Origin of the sequence: Bradyrhizobium sp. ISRA436 (genome assembly GCF_029910015.1) — a bacterium.
Lineage (GTDB): Bacteria > Pseudomonadota > Alphaproteobacteria > Rhizobiales > Xanthobacteraceae > Bradyrhizobium.
Map to the genome: position 1 here is coordinate 1376050 of NZ_CP094519.1, position 14642 is coordinate 1390691.

A 14642-nucleotide genomic window follows, 5' to 3' on the forward strand; every position below is an offset into this window, starting at 1 on the left:
GAATGGCATGATGGCAGTCGGACGAATGTTGCGGGGCGTTGCGCTGCCGGTGCTGGCAAGCACGGTGTTAAGCGCGATCCCGGCCAGAGCGCAGGAGGAATTTCCGTTCGGCTTCGTGATGACGCTGGACGCCGCACGCATGCCGGGCTCGAAGCGGATTCCCTCGATCGAGGTCGGCGACAACGGCGAAGTGTCGCTCGAGCTCTGGTGCGACGGCGGCAAGGGCCAGTTCTCGATTGCCGGCAACACCATCATCTTCGTCCCCGGCGCGATGGAAAACCGCACCTGCCCGCCGGATCGGGCCCAGGCCGACGGCGATCTGCTCGCAACGCTCAAGGAAGCGACGACGTGGCGGCGGCAGGGCGATTTCGTCACGCTGATCGGCAGCAGGCAGCTGCGCTTCCAGATCAACACCAATTGAGATGCCGCGTCGGCGGCTTACGGCGTTGCGATCAATCCGCTGGCGGTGGCGACGATCCAGCGGTTGCCCCAGCGCACGATGGAATCGACCCGCCCGAGCCCGGGAATGACATCGCCGCGGGCGGCCATCCGTACGCCCTCGGGGCCTTCGAGAACGGCCGTCCCGTCGCGGACCTCGATCACCGACCATCCGGGGATGGTGGTCGGCCGCGTTTCCGGCGCCGGCGCGAGCGGCTGCTTCATGGCCAGCGCCACGGGGGGCGTGTTCACGGTGGTGGGTACAGCCGCGAGTGCCGGCAGGCGTGAATTGGTCTTTGGGATGCTGCCGGTGACCGATGGCTCTGATGTCGCGACGGATCGCCGCGGGCCTTCGCTTCTCGGCCTGAGTTCCGCGACGTGGGGCGGCGGGATTTCCCGCCGAGCCGTCGGGCCAACGCCGGAGGCGCCCGCAAGCTCGTGCCAGCTCAGGCCGCCGGCCCATCCCAGTGCGAAGGTTGCCGCCACCACCACCACCGCCGCTGCAGTGACGGTGCGGATGCGATCGCGATAGGGCTCGCGCAGCAGCAGGGCGGCATCGTGATTCTCGCCGGAGACATCCCACAGGTCTGCCGACCGCGCCGGCAACCGACCGTCGGCCAGATCTGCTGGCCAGATGCTTCCGGGAGGACTCGGCGCGCGGTCTTGCATGGCGTGACCTGTGTTCGGCTGCGCAATGATGATCCTCGAAACTGAATCGAGCCTTAATGCTTGGTGACCGAACTGCGGCAAACGATGAGCGAATGCGCGGCCCCCGTAGATTGACGGAGCTGTTGTGACGGTCGACAGTTGCGACATGTCGTCCCGTTGCGCCGATCCTGATCGTGCGCCGCATGGACCATGCCCGAGATGCGCACGCCCGAGATCACGATCTCCCCTGAAGACCCAAGGCAGCCGGAGGTCCGGCGGCTGATCGCCCTGTCGGACGCCGCCATGCAGGCACTCTATCCGGCCGAGAGCAATCACCTCGTCGATGCCGATGCGCTTGCCGCGCCCGGCGCGGTATTCCTCGTCGCCCGCAGCGGCAGGGAAGTGCTCGGATCGATCGCCTTCCGCATCATCGCGCCCGGTCATGCCGAGATGAAGCGGATGTTCGTGCGCGCCGAGGCGAGGGGAGCTGGGCTCGGCCGGCGCCTGCTCGAAGCCCTCGAGGACGCCGCCCGCCGGCAGCACGTCGACCGCATCAGCCTGGAGACGGGGATCCGGCAGCCGGAGGCGATCGGGCTCTATCGCGCCTCCGGCTACCGCGAATGTCCTCCGTTCGGGAGCTATGCGGCCGATCCGCTCAGCGTGTTCATGACCAAGTGCCTCCGGCCTTGATCGCGGGCGCCCCGTGACGACTTGCCGCGCAGCGGTCGATTCCGGACGTCGTCTCCGGAAAGCGGGTCGTCACTGCGGCAGGCGGCCGCTATAGCGGTGACATGCTCGATTTCGCCGGACAGTATGAAGCCTTTCAACGCCGCGATCCCGCGTGGGACGGCATCGTGTTCGTCGCGGTGAAGACCACCGGCGTGTATTGCCGCCCCGTCTGCCGCGTGCGCACGCCGCTGGCGCGCAATGTGACGTTCTTCGGCAGCGCCGCATCGGCGGAGCGTGCCGGTTTCCGGCCCTGCCTGCGATGCCGCCCGGAGGCGGCGCCGTTTTGCCCGGCCTGGAACGGCACCAGGACGACCATCGAGCGCGCGCTGACGCTGATCGAGCAGGGGGCGCTCGACCGCGGCAATGTCGAAGCGCTGGCCGGTCGGCTGGGCGTCGGCGCGCGGCATCTGTCGCGTCTGTTCGCTGAGCATCTCGATGCCTCGCCGCTGCAGGTCGCGCTATCGCTCCGCGTGCAGCGCGCCAAGCGCCTGATCGACGGCAGCGATATTCCGATCCGTCTGGTCGCTCAGCGCGCCGGCTTTTCCAGCGCCCGGCGCATGAACGTTGCCTTCGCCAAGCTCTACGGTCGGCCTCCCTCGGCGCTGCGACGGAGGCGATCATCGAACCTCACCCCGCTGTAAACTCAGATGGAGATCAGCAATGGCCAAGACCTACGGCACCGTCAGTGCGGAACGAAAGAAGCAGATGAGCGGGCTCGAATTCGTGCAGGGGCTGGCCAGCGGCGCATTGCCGCTCAACACGATCGCGGGGACGCTGGGCTATGACGTCGCGGAAGCCGAGAAGGGCCGCGTCGTCGTCACGCTGGTCCCGACCGACGCGCATCTCAATCCGGCGGGGACGGTGCATGGCGGCCTCACGGCCACGCTGCTCGATAGTTGCATGGGGCTCGCGGTCCAGTCGACGCTCGACGCCGGGATCAGCCAGACCACACTTGAATTCAAGATTTCGCTGGTCCGCTCGATCACGCTGGACACCGGTCCGATCCGGGCGGAAGGGCAGGTTCTCAATTGCGGCCGCCGCGTCGGCACCGCCGAAGGCAGGGTGACCGACGGCAGGGGGCGTTTGCTCGCGCACGGCACCACGACCTGCCTGATCTTCCCGTCCTGACCGGGCCGCTGCGCCGGCGATGTCGTCGATATGCCGGCGCAGCGCTGGCCGCTGAACTCTAGCGCAACGTACCGCCGGGCGGCGTTGCGGCGCTGTTGTGTTCAGGCAGGCGAATAAGACCGAGCTGAAGCATCGCGCTCAGCGCATCCTCCTGTCCCAGTTCCTCGGCGATCCGCCCCTGCTGCAGACGCAGCACCGTCGTGCCGGCGAATCTCATCTTGCGTCCCGAGGCCGCAGGGATCGAGCCCAGGCGAAAGTCGCTGAACGCCGGGCCCGTGTGCGTGCCGCCGCCTTCCCATCGGCCCACCACGTAGTCGCCGTCTGCGATGAGATCGCCGACGCCCCAGAAGTTGAGATCGGGAAAGGCTTCGCGAAACTCCGTCATGAAGTTCAGGACCTCCGCACGTCCTCGCTTCGGCTCATGCATCGGGTAGTGCACGACAATGTCGGCGGTGGCGAGCTCGTCGACGATTCGCGGGTTCCAGGGATTTCCCCAAAACTCCCTGAACCATCGGGCCACCACGCTCTTGTTGTCCTCTGACATCGCATCGTCTCCATTCGCGCTTGCCGGTGTCGCGATCATCGCGACCGGCGCTGCTTCAATGCGCGCAGTAGGCATTCGGAGACGTGCCTCCCACCACCCGATTCCGGATGAGGCGCGAAGTGATGTCGAGATGAGATTTCGCGTTGCTGCTGCGCCGCTTGGCGTAGCGTGCCGAACATCGTCGTTCGATCTGAAATCGGGTGGTTCGCCGATCTGCGCCACGCAATCGTGCAACTTCGATGCAAGGAGCTGTTGATCAGAGGCGACCGAATGCTTCAGTCCGGGCCGGACGTCGCTTCACAACAACAGCGATCGGATAGGGAAGAGAGCAGCATCGTCGCCAAACCGACGCCGGGCTCACCTCCACACCGATTTGTCGGCATCCCAGCGCTGGCCCTTGAACTCCTTGATCAGGGCGTCGATCGAGCCGTTGTCGTCCTTCGGTTCGCCGCCCTCCTCGTCGCTGCCGGTGTCTTCGGTCAGGTTCAGCTTCGCGCCGGCGCTGTCGTCCGTGGTCGTGGTCACGGGGCTCGAAACCCAGAGGATCAGCCGGTCGGAGCTGCCGGGCTTCTCGGGCGAGACCAGCGCGGTGATCTCGAGATTCTCGGTGAGGCCGAGCGAAGGGTAGATCGGGCTCGGCCGCTTCAGGATTAGCTTCAGCTTGCCGGTGTTGGCGTTCCATGAAGCGGACGCCGGCTTGGCCGACAGGGTTCTGGCCAGCACGCTGGATATCGTGGTCGCGATCTTGTCCCGGTTGATCTTGTCGCCGTCACGCCAGTCGGCGGCGGGGAAGCGGATGGTGCGGTCCATCTCGATCACGCCGCTGGTCCAGCCTGCCGCGGTCACGCCGGGCGCGGACTTCGCCTTGGCGAGCAGCGCTGCCGCGTGCTCGGGATCGACGGTGAGGTTGATGGTCTGCTCGCCGGCGCGCATCGCGTCGCAGGTCACCGCGAGGCTCGAAGTGCTGATCTCGACAGCCTCGCCCTTCAGGCTCTTGAGGAATTCCGCCGCGGATTCGAGCTTCACCCGCACGCCGACCGATTCCGGCGAGACGTCAGTGAAATCCTTCGGCTGCGCCGTGATGGCGTCATCAATCGCCTGGTTGTCCTGGAATTCCCTCTCGCTGAGATCGGAGTTGTCCGACGAGGCGACCTCGGTCACGTTTTGGCCGACCGTGATCTGGCCGCGGAACTCGAATGTGTCACCGGTCTGTTTGCGGGTCAGCTTGATGGCAACCGGTTGCTTGTCGACCACGCTCTGCGTGCTGCCGGAGAGGGTCTGGCCGTTGACGGTGAGATTGGCGATGAAGCGGTCCTTGCGATCGGAACCCTTTTGGGCGGGATAGCAAACGTCGAGCACGGCCGCGGTGACGGTCTTGCCCTGGCGGGTCTCCTTGAGGATGACGTCGGCATTGCCGTCCATCAGGCCGTCGATCGCGGTGAAATAGCGCGTCTCGGGTCCGCCGGTCCCGGCCCTGGGTTGCAGCTTCATCTGGGCAATAGCGGGCGCCGAAGCGGCGACAAGACCGAGCAGCAGGAGCGGGAGCGCGCGCATACGAAGAGTCCTCGGAGGGCAGAATCGGTTCCGTCGTAACTAGCAAACCTCTGTGTTATTGGCCAAAAAAGAAGGCCACCCGGAGGCGGCCCTGGTTCGAATCCCTGATGATGTGAATTGTGCCTCTGGTGTCAGGTGCGCTCCTCGGAGCTGTCATTGTTCTCCAGCTTCGTTCTCCAGCTTCGCGCGCAATGCGCTCATGACACGGCTTGTGGCTTCGATATCCCTCACCGTAAGCCCGTCGGCGAGAGCGTTCACCCAGGGAAGCTGCAAGCGCATGGCCGCGTCGAAGGCCTGGCGTCCCTTGTCGGTGAGGACGACGAGTTGCGCCCGGCGGTGATGCGGGTTGGTCTCGAATGCGACGAGCCCATCCCGTTCCAGGTCGTTGACGATCCGCTGCACGTTCTGCCGGTTGGCGCCGAGATCGCGGGCGAGCCATGCGACCGGCTGCGGCCGTTCGGCGACAACGATTGCGCCGAGGATCTGCCAGCGAGCGCTGGTTAGCCCGAGCCGCGCCACCATCCGGTCGCCGGCTGTGAACAGCAGGCTGTTGAGCCTGAACAGGTCGGGAATGAGGTTGGTCAGGGCTTCGCCGGCCGGGCTTCGTTTGGTCTGTGGCATTTGTCATCATAAAGGTATATTGACATCATGATGTCAATCTAGATATGTATGCATCATATCGGAATGACATCATAGCACCATATTGATGGAGCCTCGCCATGCCGCAATTGCGCCCACTGGATCCTGCATTCCCGATCGAACGCCAACTCGCCGTCGATGCCACGTCCGTCGTGCTCGTGAACCTCTTCACGCTCGACAAGGCCGACGAGGATACCTTCCTCAAGGCCTGGCAGGACGACGCCGCCATCATGAAGCGGCAGCCGGGCTTCATCTCGACCCAGCTGCACCGCGCGGTCGGCGAGAGCCCGACCTATCTCAACTACGCGGTGTGGGAATCGACTGCCGCCTTCCGGGCGGCGTTCGCAAATCCCGAGTTCAGGGCCAAGCTCTCGGCCTATCCGGCCTCGGCCGTTGCGTCCCCGCATCTGTTCCAGAAGGTCGCGATACCTGGCGTCTGCGTCGCGTAGCTCGCGCGTGATGAACTCAGTTTGGAAACGGTCTCGCCGCAGACTGGCTGCACCTCTCCTGCTTGCAAGCGGGAGAGGGAGCACAGCTTTCTATGCCGCTCGACCTAATCTGATCATGCTTAAGCGTAGCGTGCGGGCAAGAATGACGCTCCGCTGTCCTGCCAAAAGAAGGCCGCCCGGAGGCGGCCTTCGATCTCGATGCGGATGTGCGGTTGAGGCTCAGAAGCCGCCCATGCCGCCCATTCCACCCATGCCGCCGCCCGGCATCGCCGGCGCCGCGTCCTTGGGCAGTTCGGCGACCATGGCCTCGGTGGTCACCAGCAGGCCGGCCACGGAAGAGGCGTCCTGCAGCGCGGTGCGCACCACCTTGGCGGGGTCGATGATGCCCTTGTCGACCATGTCGACATAGTCCTCGGTCTGGGCGTCGAAGCCGAAGGTCTCCGACTTGTTTTCGAGGATCTTGCCGACCACGATCGAGCCCTCGACGCCAGCGTTCTCCGAGATCTGGCGGACCGGAGCTTCCAGCGCCTTGAGCACGATGTTGATGCCGGCCTGGACGTCGGCATTGTCGTTGGTGAGACGGCCGACCGCCTTCTTGGCGCGCAGCAGCGCCACGCCGCCGCCGGGCACGATGCCTTCCTGCACCGCGGCGCGGGTCGCGTTCAGCGCGTCCTCGACACGGTCCTTCTTCTCCTTGACCTCGATCTCGGTCGCGCCGCCGACCTTGATGACAGCGACGCCGCCGGCGAGCTTGGCCAGACGCTCCTGCAGCTTCTCGCGGTCGTAGTCCGAGGTGGTCTCCTCGATCTGCGCCTTGATCTGCGTGACGCGGGCGTCGATGTCCTTCTTCTTGCCGGCGCCCTTGACGATCGTGGTGTTCTCCTTGTCGATCACGACCTTGCCGGCGCGGCCGAGCATGTTCACCGTGACGCTTTCGAGCTTCATGCCGAGCTCATCGGAGATCAGCTGACCGCCGGTCAGGATCGCGATGTCCTCCAGCATCGCCTTGCGGCGATCGCCGAAGCCCGGCGCCTTGACGGCGGCGACCTTGAGCCCGCCGCGCAGGCGGTTGACCACCAGCGTCGCCAGCGCCTCGCCCTCGACGTCCTCGGCGACGATCAGCAGCGGACGGCCGGACTGCACCACGGCTTCCAGCACCGGCAGCATCGCTTGCAGGCCGGACAGCTTCTTCTCATGCAGGAGGATGTAGGCGTCCTCAAGCTCGGCGGTCATCTTCTCGGCATTGGTGATGAAGTAGGGCGACAGGTAGCCGCGATCGAACTTCATGCCCTCGACGATGTCGACCTCGGTCTCGAGCGACTTGTTCTCCTCGACCGTGATCACGCCCTCGTTGCCGACCTTCTGCATCGCCTGAGCGATCATCTTGCCGATCGCGGCGTCGCCATTGGCCGAGATGGTACCGACCTGGGCGACTTCCGAGGAGGAGGCGACCGGCTTGGCGCGCTTCTCGAGGTCCTTGACCACCGCGCCGACCGCGATGTCGATGCCGCGCTTGAGGTCCATCGGGTTCATGCCGGCAGCGACCGACTTGCCGCCCTCGCGGACGATCGCCTGCGCCAGCACGGTCGCGGTGGTGGTGCCGTCACCGGCGGTGTCGTTGGTCTTGGAAGCGACCTCGCGCAGCATCTGCGCGCCCATGTTCTCGAACTTGTCCTCGAGCTCGATCTCCTTGGCGACGGTGACGCCATCCTTGGTGATGCGCGGCGCGCCGAAGCTCTTCTCGATCACGACGTTGCGCCCCTTCGGGCCGAGCGTCACCTTCACGGCATTGGCGAGCACGTCCACGCCGCGCAGCATGCGCTCGCGGGCGTCTCCGGCGAATTTTACGTCCTTGGCAGCCATATCTTTGAACTCCTCAATCTCTGTGAAATGTTCGCCGCTCTTTTTGCTCGTCATTGCCGGGCTTGACCCGGCAATCCATCACCTGTCCGAAGACTCTTCCGCAGATTGATGGATGCCCGGGTCGTCTGGCGCGAAGACACGCTTCGCGCTTTCGCCCGGGCATGACAGCGGAGGGCGCGGCAACCCTCGGAGTTCACAGCGTCAGACCAGCACGCCCATGACGTCGGACTCCTTCATGATCAGGAGTTCCTCGCCGTCGATCTTGACCTCGGTGCCCGACCATTTGCCGAACAGCACGCGGTCGCCGGCCTTGAGGTCGATCGGGATCAGCTTGCCGGCCTCGTCGCGGCCGCCCGGGCCGACGGCGACGACTTCGCCCTGGGAAGGCTTTTCCTTGGCCGTGTCCGGAATGATGATGCCGCCCTTGGACTTCTCCTCGGCATCGATACGCTTGACCACGACACGGTCGTGCAGCGGGCGGAATTTGGATTTAGCCATGACGTTCCCTCTTGGAGGCTGGTTTCAGGTCCGGTTCATCGAGACCGGCGTTGGATGCCGGTCCTTTGGAGCCGGGCAGGAGGCCCGACCCATTTAGCAATCATGGTGCTAGAGTGCTAATTGCGCGCCGGGAAATATGGCCTGGCGCTGTTTCTGTCAAGCAAACCGGGGTTAAGGCCTTGGTGAGGCCAATATAGGATGGTGATACGGAAACCAAATCGCAACGATGCCGTAATTTCGTCGGACGTCATTGCTCCGTCTTAAGTTTTACGCTTGGCTGCAGGACGGGTGCGGCTGGGACATAGTTCGGGGGATACAAATGATCAGGTCACTCAACGCGCGATTGGTCGCACGGCTCGCGGCTGTCTCGGCGCTGACGATAACCCTGGGGGCATGCGGCAACATGAGCCTGCCGTCGCTGTCGTCGAACCCCGCGCCCGCGCCCACCGAACCGGGCATGGCTCCGGAGATGCCGGCGTCGATCCGGGCCGACGAGATCGTCGGCCGCTGGGGCCTCGCCTCGTACCAGAATCCTGCCGACCGCGCCCGCACCGAGGCCGCCGCGCGCGCCCAGTGCAAGCAGCCCTACGTGATCGGCGCCGGCCAGAATGGCGGCGTCATCATGCATCTAGCCGACCAGGCCACCCCGCAGGAGCTGCGGCTGAAGGGGTCCCCGAGCGGCAAGAACTATATCGGCCCGCCCGGCCCGACTCCCGGCGAGCTGGACCGCGAGATCATCTCCTTCGACGGCCGCGTCATGATCACCCGCTTCGTCGACAAGGACGCCGCCACCCGCTACGGCAACATGGTCTATGTCCGCTGCGCGCCGAGGGCGTAACGGACGGCTGAATTTCTCCTCGTCTGGGGCCGCGCTGACGGTTCGCCTCTCCCCTTGCGGGAGAGGCCGGATCGCATCGGAGATGCGATCCGGGTGAGGGGTTTCTCTCCGCGCGCTCAGATTCACAGAGACTCGCGGAGAGAGACCCCTCATCCGGCGCTGCGCGCCACCTTCTCCCACAAAAGGAGAAAGAAGGAGCCGTTACGAGGAGCGAAGCGACGAAGCAATCCATGCTACCGGGTTTGCGGAGGGATGGATTGCTTCGCGGAGCCTGTCATCGGGCGCGCATTCGCGCGACCCGCTGGCTCGCAATGTCGGGCGGATAGACCACCGCTCAAAAAAACGCCGGCCTTCGTGCCGGCGTTTTTGCTTTTGTGTCTGACTTGACCTCAATTGAACAGCGCGTCGATGTCGTCCTGCGAGGCGTGACCGGCGTCGCCGTCGAGCTTGGGGCCGTTGAGCAGGCGGGCGTCGCCCTCGCGGGTGTCGACGATCGGCGGCACGTGCGCCTTGATGGCGTCGACGCCGCCCCAGATGTTCATCATCTCGTTGATGTGCTGCTCGATGAACTTCATCGTCTGCATCACCTTGCTGATGCGCTGGCCGGTGAGGTCCTGGAAGTTGCAGGCCTCGAAGATCGAAACCACGCGCTCCTGGATCTCCTCGCTGAGCCGCTTCTGCTGATCAGGCGTGACGTTCTTCGACAGCACGGTCGCGGCTTGGTCGATCGCTTCGGTGGCCTCGAGGATTTGCTGGGTGGCCTGTTCGGTGCCGCCGACGACGGCGCCGAGCTCGCCATTGACTCTGGCCATCTCCTCGCCGTTGAAGCTCTTCCCATGCAGCACGGCTATCTCGCGCTTGGTGCGGCTGATCGCGTCATGGATCAGGTCAAGCTCGACCTTGAGCTTCTCGCACTGTTCGACCTGAGCGCGATAGGTCTCGAGCAGCGCATGCGCTTCGGCGACTTCGCGCGCCACGATCGCTTCGGTGGTTTCATTGGCAATCGCGCGCGGCGCGGCCATCTGCGCGCGGATCGAGCGCAGCTCGTCCATGATCTCGCGGTGCATCGGGCCGAGATCGGCGCCGCCGGCAGTCCCTGGCTCCGGCATCGCCACATCGCCCATCATGGCTTGTTCGACACGAAAACGTTTGCGCTTCACCGACATGATTTCATTCCCGCCCCTTGTAGTGCGCCCGTTCTAGACGGAGCCGATTTAACGTGAGGTTCACGCGGGAACAGTTTGCCGCGCACGTCGCGTCGCGCTTTCAAACCGCCGGTTAACCATGCGGCTTGCGCATTCACCCAAAATAAACGCTACCGGACAAAACCGCGTGCGCGTGACGGCGTGGTGAATCGAAACGGCCGCCGCGTTTACCAAACCGATGCGGTTTTCATTGCTCATTGACCACGTGCAGCGGCGCATGTCCCTGGCGCCCGCATGCAACATGTCACGACGAAACAGTACAGAGTACGTCGATGTTCAAGAAAACCAGTCTCGCGCTGCTTGCCGGCGCCTCTTCGCTCGTTGCAGCTCCGCATCAGGCCATGGCGATCGACGCGGCGCCGTTCCCCGAGCCCACCGTGATCTACGCCAACCGGCCGGCGCCGCAGCCGCAGATGCGCACCGCTTATGTGCAGCCGCAGCGCTCCAATCTGGGCGGCGGCTTCATCGAATTCCTGTTCGGCGACGGCCCGGCGGCGCAGTCCTACCAGGAGCAGGTGTATCAGCAGCAGCCTGTCTATCAGCAGCAGCCGGCCCATTACGGCAACCGCCAGCCGCTGCCGCCGATCGATCCGCAGCAGCAGATGATCTACCAGCAGCAGGAAGCCGCAGGCGATCCGCGGCTGCGTCCGTTCGATCCGAAATACGAGAAGCAGCTCGTCGACTATCACGGCACCGAACGCGCCGGCACCATCATCGTCGATACGCCGAACAAATTCCTCTATCTGGTGCAGGGCGACGGCAAGGCGCTGCGCTATGGCATCGGCGTCGGTCGCCCCGGCTTCACCTGGGCCGGCGTCAAGACCATCTCGGCCAAGCGCGAATGGCCGGACTGGACTCCGCCTGCCGAAATGCTGGCGCGCCGTCCCGACCTGCCGCGGCACATGGAGGGCGGGCCGGAGAATCCGCTCGGCGCGCGCGCGATGTATCTGGGCTCCTCGCTCTACCGCATCCACGGCTCCAACGAGCCCTGGACCATCGGCACCAATGTGTCCTCGGGCTGCATCCGGATGCGCAACGAGGACGTGATCGACCTCTACGGCCGCGTCAATGTCGGCGCCAAGGTCGTCGTGATGTGATCACGACCCACGCAAAAGCAAAACGGCCGCTCGACAGGAGCGGCCGTTTTTCGTTTCAGAAGATCGATATCGATCAGGCGTAGTCGCTGCCGTCGCCGCCGCCGTCGTCGAAGCCGCCGTCATCGTCGTAGCCGTCGGTGTCGTGATCGTTGTCGGCGTAGTTGTCGTCGTTATTGTCGTCGTCGTTATTGTTGTTCGACGCCTGGTCGAACAGGCTGGCGCGCGAGCTGTCATTGTCGCGGCCGGACGAGCCGATGTCGTTGATCCCGGCGTCGCGCGCGAGATCGCTCGACGACTGGTCGCCGCCCCACTGGCGCGCGCCGCTGCCGAGGCCGCCCGCGTCGGCAAAGGCCTGGTGGCCGCCCATCAAGCCGCGGATGCTGCTCATCAACAGCGAGCCGCCGACCACGCCGGCCGCGGCTGCCGCAGCGGTGCCGAGGAACGAGCCGCCACCGCCGCCGAACGCCGGCTGCTGCGGTGCGCCATAGGGTTGCGACTGGCCGTAGGGTTGGGGCTGGCCGTAAGGCTGGCCATAGCCGCCGCCGGCCTGAGCCTCGCGCATTGCCTGACCCGAGTTCCAGACCGGGCGGCTGCCCGGATCCCGGCTGCCCATGTCGGGGGCGCGCACCGGTGGCACCGAGCCGTGCGACTGGTTTTGTCCGAAGATCGCGTCGCGCATCGAATCGAGGAAGCCGCCGGATTGCTGCTGGCCGCCCTGCTGCTGACCGACCGCGGCCTCCAGTTCCTGGATGCGATCGTGGGCGCGCTTCAGCGCCTCGTCCTGCACCAGCGCCGTCTGTACCAGCGCGTAGACCGCGTTCGGCGCGTTGCGCAGGCCCTGCATGATCGCGGACATGGCTTCGTTGTCGCGCGGGGCGTTCTCCAGCTTTGCGAGCCGGTCGAAGAGGTCGTCGATCAGTTGGCGTTCTTGCGGTGTCATGGCGTTCTCCATCGCGTCGAAAGACTTCGAAGCGCGCCCGAGATGTAGGCGGGTTTTGTGGCGCAAGGAGTGGGGGCGCGAATTAAATTTACGTATGCGACAAAAGGGCCGGACCGTTGTCCTGAACCCTGTCAGGCCAGTGTAACTTTGTTCAGGGCCAGCAGATCAGGGAAATCGTCGCCGGCGAGATAGGCATGTTCCTTCTCGCGCTGCGTGGTCAGCGGATCGAGGCTTTTCAGCGTCTCGTCGACGAAGCCGGGATGGCACATCACGAGGCCATCCTCCGGCATGCCGTCGAGGAAGCCGCGCATCAGTGTGCCGAAGTCCGGCGCGCGCGCAAAATCATAGGCGCCGTCGAAGGCCGGATTGAAGCGCAGGCCGAGTTTCGCCGCCTTGCTGCGGAACTGCGCGCTGAGCATATCGAGCACCAGCGCTTTCGGCGCGGCGAGCCGCTGCGCGAGCGGGCCGTTGCGTCCGCCCTGCCGCACCCAGGCGTCGGGGGCGCGCTCCCTCACCGCGCGCAAGAATCCGTCGCGCACCTGCGGGAATAGCTGCACATGCTGATGGCCGTCGACGAAGGCGGGCGCGCGGCCGAACAGCTCGCGGAAGGCATCGAGCTGCGCCAGCACTTCGGCGTGGATCAGCTCGGCATCGAGCCGCCGCAACAGCCCGCCGCGAAACAGCTTCGGGAAGGGCAGGAACATGTCGCCGTCGAGCGGGCGGAAATGCAGCGTCAGCGGCCGGAACGGCGCGGTCAGCGTCACGTGCAGGCCGATCGCGCAGCGCGGGCTCTTCGTCACGGAGGCCTGCAGAGCGGCCGCGGCGTCGCGGCCGATCGCGGGCGTCACCATCATCACCGACGTCGCATTGAGCCGGCCGCGCTCGATCAGCTCGCGGATCGCGCGGTTGACGCCGTCGCTCAGTCCGTAATCGTCGGCACACAGCCAGATGCGACGCAGTGGAGCATCGCTCATTCGGCGGCGGTCCGCGTTGTGGCACTATCGGCCGCCGTGCCGTCGGCGTGCTTCTCGGTGTGCTCGGCGACGAAGTAGATCGGCCGCGCCTTCAGCTCGGAGAGGATCTTGCCGATATATTCGCCGACGATGCCGATCATGATCAGCTGCACGCCGCCAATCGTCATCAGGCCGACCACCAGCGAGGGATAGCCGGGCACCTGCTTGCCGGTGGTCCACACCTCCCACACGATCGACAAGCCGAACAGGAACGCGCCGAAGGCGAGCAGCGCGCCGAGCAGGCTTGCGAAGCGCAGCGGCGCCACCGAGAACGAGGTCAGGCCCTCGATCGACAGGCCGATCAGCCGGCCGGCGTTGAACGTGGTGACGCCATGCGCGCGCGGCGCCGGCTCGTAGTCGACGCGGATCTGCTTAAAGCCGATCCAGCTCGCCAGGCCCTTGAAGAAGCGGTTGCGTTCCGGCAATTGCCGCAACGCCGCGGCCGCGCGCGGCGATAGCAGGCGGAAGTCGCCGGCATCCTCCGGGATCTTCTGCCGCGCGCCCCAGTTGATCAGTGCGTAGAAGCCGCGTACGGCAAACCGCCGCGCCGCCGATTCATTGTCGCGATTGGCCTTCGCCGTGTAGACCACGTCGTAGCCGTCATCGATCCAGTGCGCGACGAGCTTTTCCACCAGATCGGGCGAATGCTGGCCGTCGCCGTCCATGAACAGCACTGCGCCGCGGCGGGCGTGGTCGAGGCCGGCCATCAGCGCCGCCTCCTTGCCGAAATTGCGCGACAGCGACACCACCTGCACGTCGAGCGCATCGGCAGGCAATCCGCGCGCGACCGCGAGGGTCGAGTCCTTGCTGCCGTCGTCGACATAGACCACTTCGCAAGCCAGGCCGTAGCGGGCGCGCAGCGTCCTGGCGAGCGCGATCAGCCGCTGGTGCAGCGCCGCAAGTCCCGCGGCCTCGTTGTAGGCGGGCACGACGATGGACAATCCCTGCGCGGCAGCGGTTTTGGCGGTCGTGGTCAGGCCGGAGACGTCAGAGCCCAGCATCATCGATCAGGTTCCAGAAATATCCCTTTAGCAGAATATGGTACCGCCGCCCGGCTGT

General features: G+C 65.4%; 17 protein-coding genes. 7 read left to right on the forward strand and 10 right to left on the reverse strand.

The window, feature by feature from the left end; genetic code table 11:
* Nucleotides 1-7 precede the first annotated feature (7 nt).
* Nucleotides 8-421, forward strand: coding sequence for an META domain-containing protein (locus MTX23_RS06565; protein WP_280977986.1), 414 nt, complete (start codon nt 8-10; stop codon nt 419-421).
* Nucleotides 422-438: 17 nt separating this feature from the next.
* Here MTX23_RS06565 and MTX23_RS06570 read toward each other — a convergent pair whose 3' ends face one another.
* On the reverse strand, nt 439-1107 hold the full coding sequence (locus MTX23_RS06570; protein ID WP_280975810.1) for a hypothetical protein: 669 nt from the start codon (nt 1105-1107) through the stop codon (nt 439-441).
* A 198-nt stretch (nt 1108-1305) separates the two neighbouring features.
* Here MTX23_RS06570 and MTX23_RS06575 point away from each other — a divergent pair, with 198 nt between their 5' ends.
* The 3 genes from MTX23_RS06575 to MTX23_RS06585 all read left to right on the forward strand — a co-directional run bounded on the left by MTX23_RS06575 (nt 1306) and on the right by MTX23_RS06585 (nt 2943).
* Entirely contained in the window at nt 1306-1776 is a 471-nt protein-coding gene (locus MTX23_RS06575; RefSeq protein WP_280977987.1) for a GNAT family N-acetyltransferase, read from the forward strand.
* A gap of 101 nt (nt 1777-1877) precedes the next feature.
* Nucleotides 1878-2456: an Ada metal-binding domain-containing protein gene (locus tag MTX23_RS06580; RefSeq protein ID WP_280975811.1), complete on the forward strand. Its 579-nt coding sequence runs from the start codon at nt 1878-1880 to the stop codon at nt 2454-2456.
* 19 nt (nt 2457-2475) lie between these two features.
* Complete coding sequence (locus MTX23_RS06585; protein ID WP_280975812.1) at nt 2476-2943, forward strand: PaaI family thioesterase; 468 nt, start codon at nt 2476-2478, stop codon at nt 2941-2943.
* 58 nt (nt 2944-3001) lie between these two features.
* Here the strand turns inward: MTX23_RS06585 and MTX23_RS06590 are convergent, their stop codons facing one another.
* The 3 genes from MTX23_RS06590 to MTX23_RS06600 form a co-directional block, all read right to left on the reverse strand.
* Nucleotides 3002-3487, reverse strand: coding sequence for an ester cyclase (locus tag MTX23_RS06590; protein WP_280990729.1), 486 nt, complete (start codon nt 3485-3487; stop codon nt 3002-3004).
* A gap of 357 nt (nt 3488-3844) precedes the next feature.
* Nucleotides 3845-5041, reverse strand: coding sequence for a hypothetical protein (locus MTX23_RS06595; RefSeq protein ID WP_280975814.1), 1197 nt, complete (start codon nt 5039-5041; stop codon nt 3845-3847).
* Between the two features lie 153 nt (nt 5042-5194).
* Entirely contained in the window at nt 5195-5662 is a 468-nt protein-coding gene (locus MTX23_RS06600) for a MarR family winged helix-turn-helix transcriptional regulator (protein WP_280975815.1), read from the reverse strand.
* 98 nt (nt 5663-5760) lie between these two features.
* Between MTX23_RS06600 and MTX23_RS06605 the strand changes: the two genes are divergently transcribed.
* Nucleotides 5761-6129 (forward strand): antibiotic biosynthesis monooxygenase family protein, encoded by a 369-nt coding sequence (locus MTX23_RS06605; RefSeq protein ID WP_280975816.1) that lies wholly within the window; start codon nt 5761-5763, stop codon nt 6127-6129.
* Nucleotides 6130-6348: 219 nt separating this feature from the next.
* On the opposite strand, the gene groL is transcribed toward MTX23_RS06605, so the two are convergent.
* Together groL and MTX23_RS06615 are read right to left on the reverse strand one after the other, a co-directional pair.
* Entirely contained in the window at nt 6349-7992 is a 1644-nt protein-coding gene (groL, locus tag MTX23_RS06610; protein WP_280975817.1) for a chaperonin GroEL, read from the reverse strand.
* Nucleotides 7993-8193: 201 nt separating this feature from the next.
* Complete coding sequence (locus MTX23_RS06615; protein WP_280975818.1) at nt 8194-8490, reverse strand: co-chaperone GroES; 297 nt, start codon at nt 8488-8490, stop codon at nt 8194-8196.
* 319 nt (nt 8491-8809) lie between these two features.
* Here MTX23_RS06615 and MTX23_RS06620 point away from each other — a divergent pair, with 319 nt between their 5' ends.
* A complete protein-coding gene (locus MTX23_RS06620) occupies nt 8810-9328 on the forward strand; it encodes a hypothetical protein (RefSeq protein ID WP_280975819.1) in 519 nt (172 codons plus the stop codon).
* 389 nt (nt 9329-9717) lie between these two features.
* Here the strand turns inward: MTX23_RS06620 and MTX23_RS06625 are convergent, their stop codons facing one another.
* Nucleotides 9718-10494, reverse strand: coding sequence for a protein phosphatase CheZ (locus tag MTX23_RS06625; RefSeq protein WP_280975820.1), 777 nt, complete (start codon nt 10492-10494; stop codon nt 9718-9720).
* Nucleotides 10495-10805: 311 nt separating this feature from the next.
* On the opposite strand from MTX23_RS06625, the gene MTX23_RS06630 reads away from it, so the two are divergent.
* A complete protein-coding gene (locus MTX23_RS06630) occupies nt 10806-11630 on the forward strand; it encodes a L,D-transpeptidase (RefSeq protein ID WP_280975821.1) in 825 nt (274 codons plus the stop codon).
* Nucleotides 11631-11703: 73 nt separating this feature from the next.
* Here the strand turns inward: MTX23_RS06630 and MTX23_RS06635 are convergent, their stop codons facing one another.
* From MTX23_RS06635 to MTX23_RS06645, 3 genes are all read right to left on the reverse strand, one after another.
* A complete protein-coding gene (locus MTX23_RS06635; RefSeq protein ID WP_280975822.1) occupies nt 11704-12570 on the reverse strand; it encodes a DUF2076 domain-containing protein in 867 nt (288 codons plus the stop codon).
* Between the two features lie 131 nt (nt 12571-12701).
* Nucleotides 12702-13544 carry a ChbG/HpnK family deacetylase gene (locus tag MTX23_RS06640; RefSeq protein ID WP_280975823.1) on the reverse strand — a complete coding sequence of 281 codons (843 nt, stop codon included), beginning with the start codon at nt 13542-13544 and terminating at the stop codon, nt 12702-12704.
* Complete coding sequence (locus MTX23_RS06645) at nt 13541-14587, reverse strand: glycosyltransferase family 2 protein (RefSeq protein WP_280975824.1); 1047 nt, start codon at nt 14585-14587, stop codon at nt 13541-13543. The genes MTX23_RS06640 and MTX23_RS06645 overlap by 4 nt, the downstream gene beginning before the upstream one ends.
* Between the last annotated feature and the right edge of the window lie 55 nt (nt 14588-14642).

Coding starts and splice junctions, on each gene's coding strand:
- MTX23_RS06645 (WP_280975824.1), bottom strand. CDS start 14,587: ATGATGCTGGGCTCTGACGTCTCCGGCCTGACCACGACCGCCAAAACC.
- MTX23_RS06620 (WP_280975819.1), top strand. CDS start 8,810: ATGATCAGGTCACTCAACGCGCGATTGGTCGCACGGCTCGCGGCTGTC.
- MTX23_RS06570 (WP_280975810.1), bottom strand. CDS start 1,107: ATGCAAGACCGCGCGCCGAGTCCTCCCGGAAGCATCTGGCCAGCAGAT.
- MTX23_RS06580 (WP_280975811.1), top strand. CDS start 1,878: ATGCTCGATTTCGCCGGACAGTATGAAGCCTTTCAACGCCGCGATCCC.
- MTX23_RS06615 (WP_280975818.1), bottom strand. CDS start 8,490: ATGGCTAAATCCAAATTCCGCCCGCTGCACGACCGTGTCGTGGTCAAG.
- MTX23_RS06625 (WP_280975820.1), bottom strand. CDS start 10,494: ATGTCGGTGAAGCGCAAACGTTTTCGTGTCGAACAAGCCATGATGGGC.
- MTX23_RS06630 (WP_280975821.1), top strand. CDS start 10,806: ATGTTCAAGAAAACCAGTCTCGCGCTGCTTGCCGGCGCCTCTTCGCTC.
- MTX23_RS06635 (WP_280975822.1), bottom strand. CDS start 12,570: ATGACACCGCAAGAACGCCAACTGATCGACGACCTCTTCGACCGGCTC.
- MTX23_RS06575 (WP_280977987.1), top strand. CDS start 1,306: ATGCGCACGCCCGAGATCACGATCTCCCCTGAAGACCCAAGGCAGCCG.
- MTX23_RS06600 (WP_280975815.1), bottom strand. CDS start 5,662: ATGCCACAGACCAAACGAAGCCCGGCCGGCGAAGCCCTGACCAACCTC.
- MTX23_RS06565 (WP_280977986.1), top strand. CDS start 8: ATGATGGCAGTCGGACGAATGTTGCGGGGCGTTGCGCTGCCGGTGCTG.
- MTX23_RS06585 (WP_280975812.1), top strand. CDS start 2,476: ATGGCCAAGACCTACGGCACCGTCAGTGCGGAACGAAAGAAGCAGATG.
- MTX23_RS06590 (WP_280990729.1), bottom strand. CDS start 3,487: ATGTCAGAGGACAACAAGAGCGTGGTGGCCCGATGGTTCAGGGAGTTT.
- MTX23_RS06640 (WP_280975823.1), bottom strand. CDS start 13,544: ATGAGCGATGCTCCACTGCGTCGCATCTGGCTGTGTGCCGACGATTAC.
- groL (WP_280975817.1), bottom strand. CDS start 7,992: ATGGCTGCCAAGGACGTAAAATTCGCCGGAGACGCCCGCGAGCGCATG.
- MTX23_RS06605 (WP_280975816.1), top strand. CDS start 5,761: ATGCCGCAATTGCGCCCACTGGATCCTGCATTCCCGATCGAACGCCAA.
- MTX23_RS06595 (WP_280975814.1), bottom strand. CDS start 5,041: ATGCGCGCGCTCCCGCTCCTGCTGCTCGGTCTTGTCGCCGCTTCGGCG.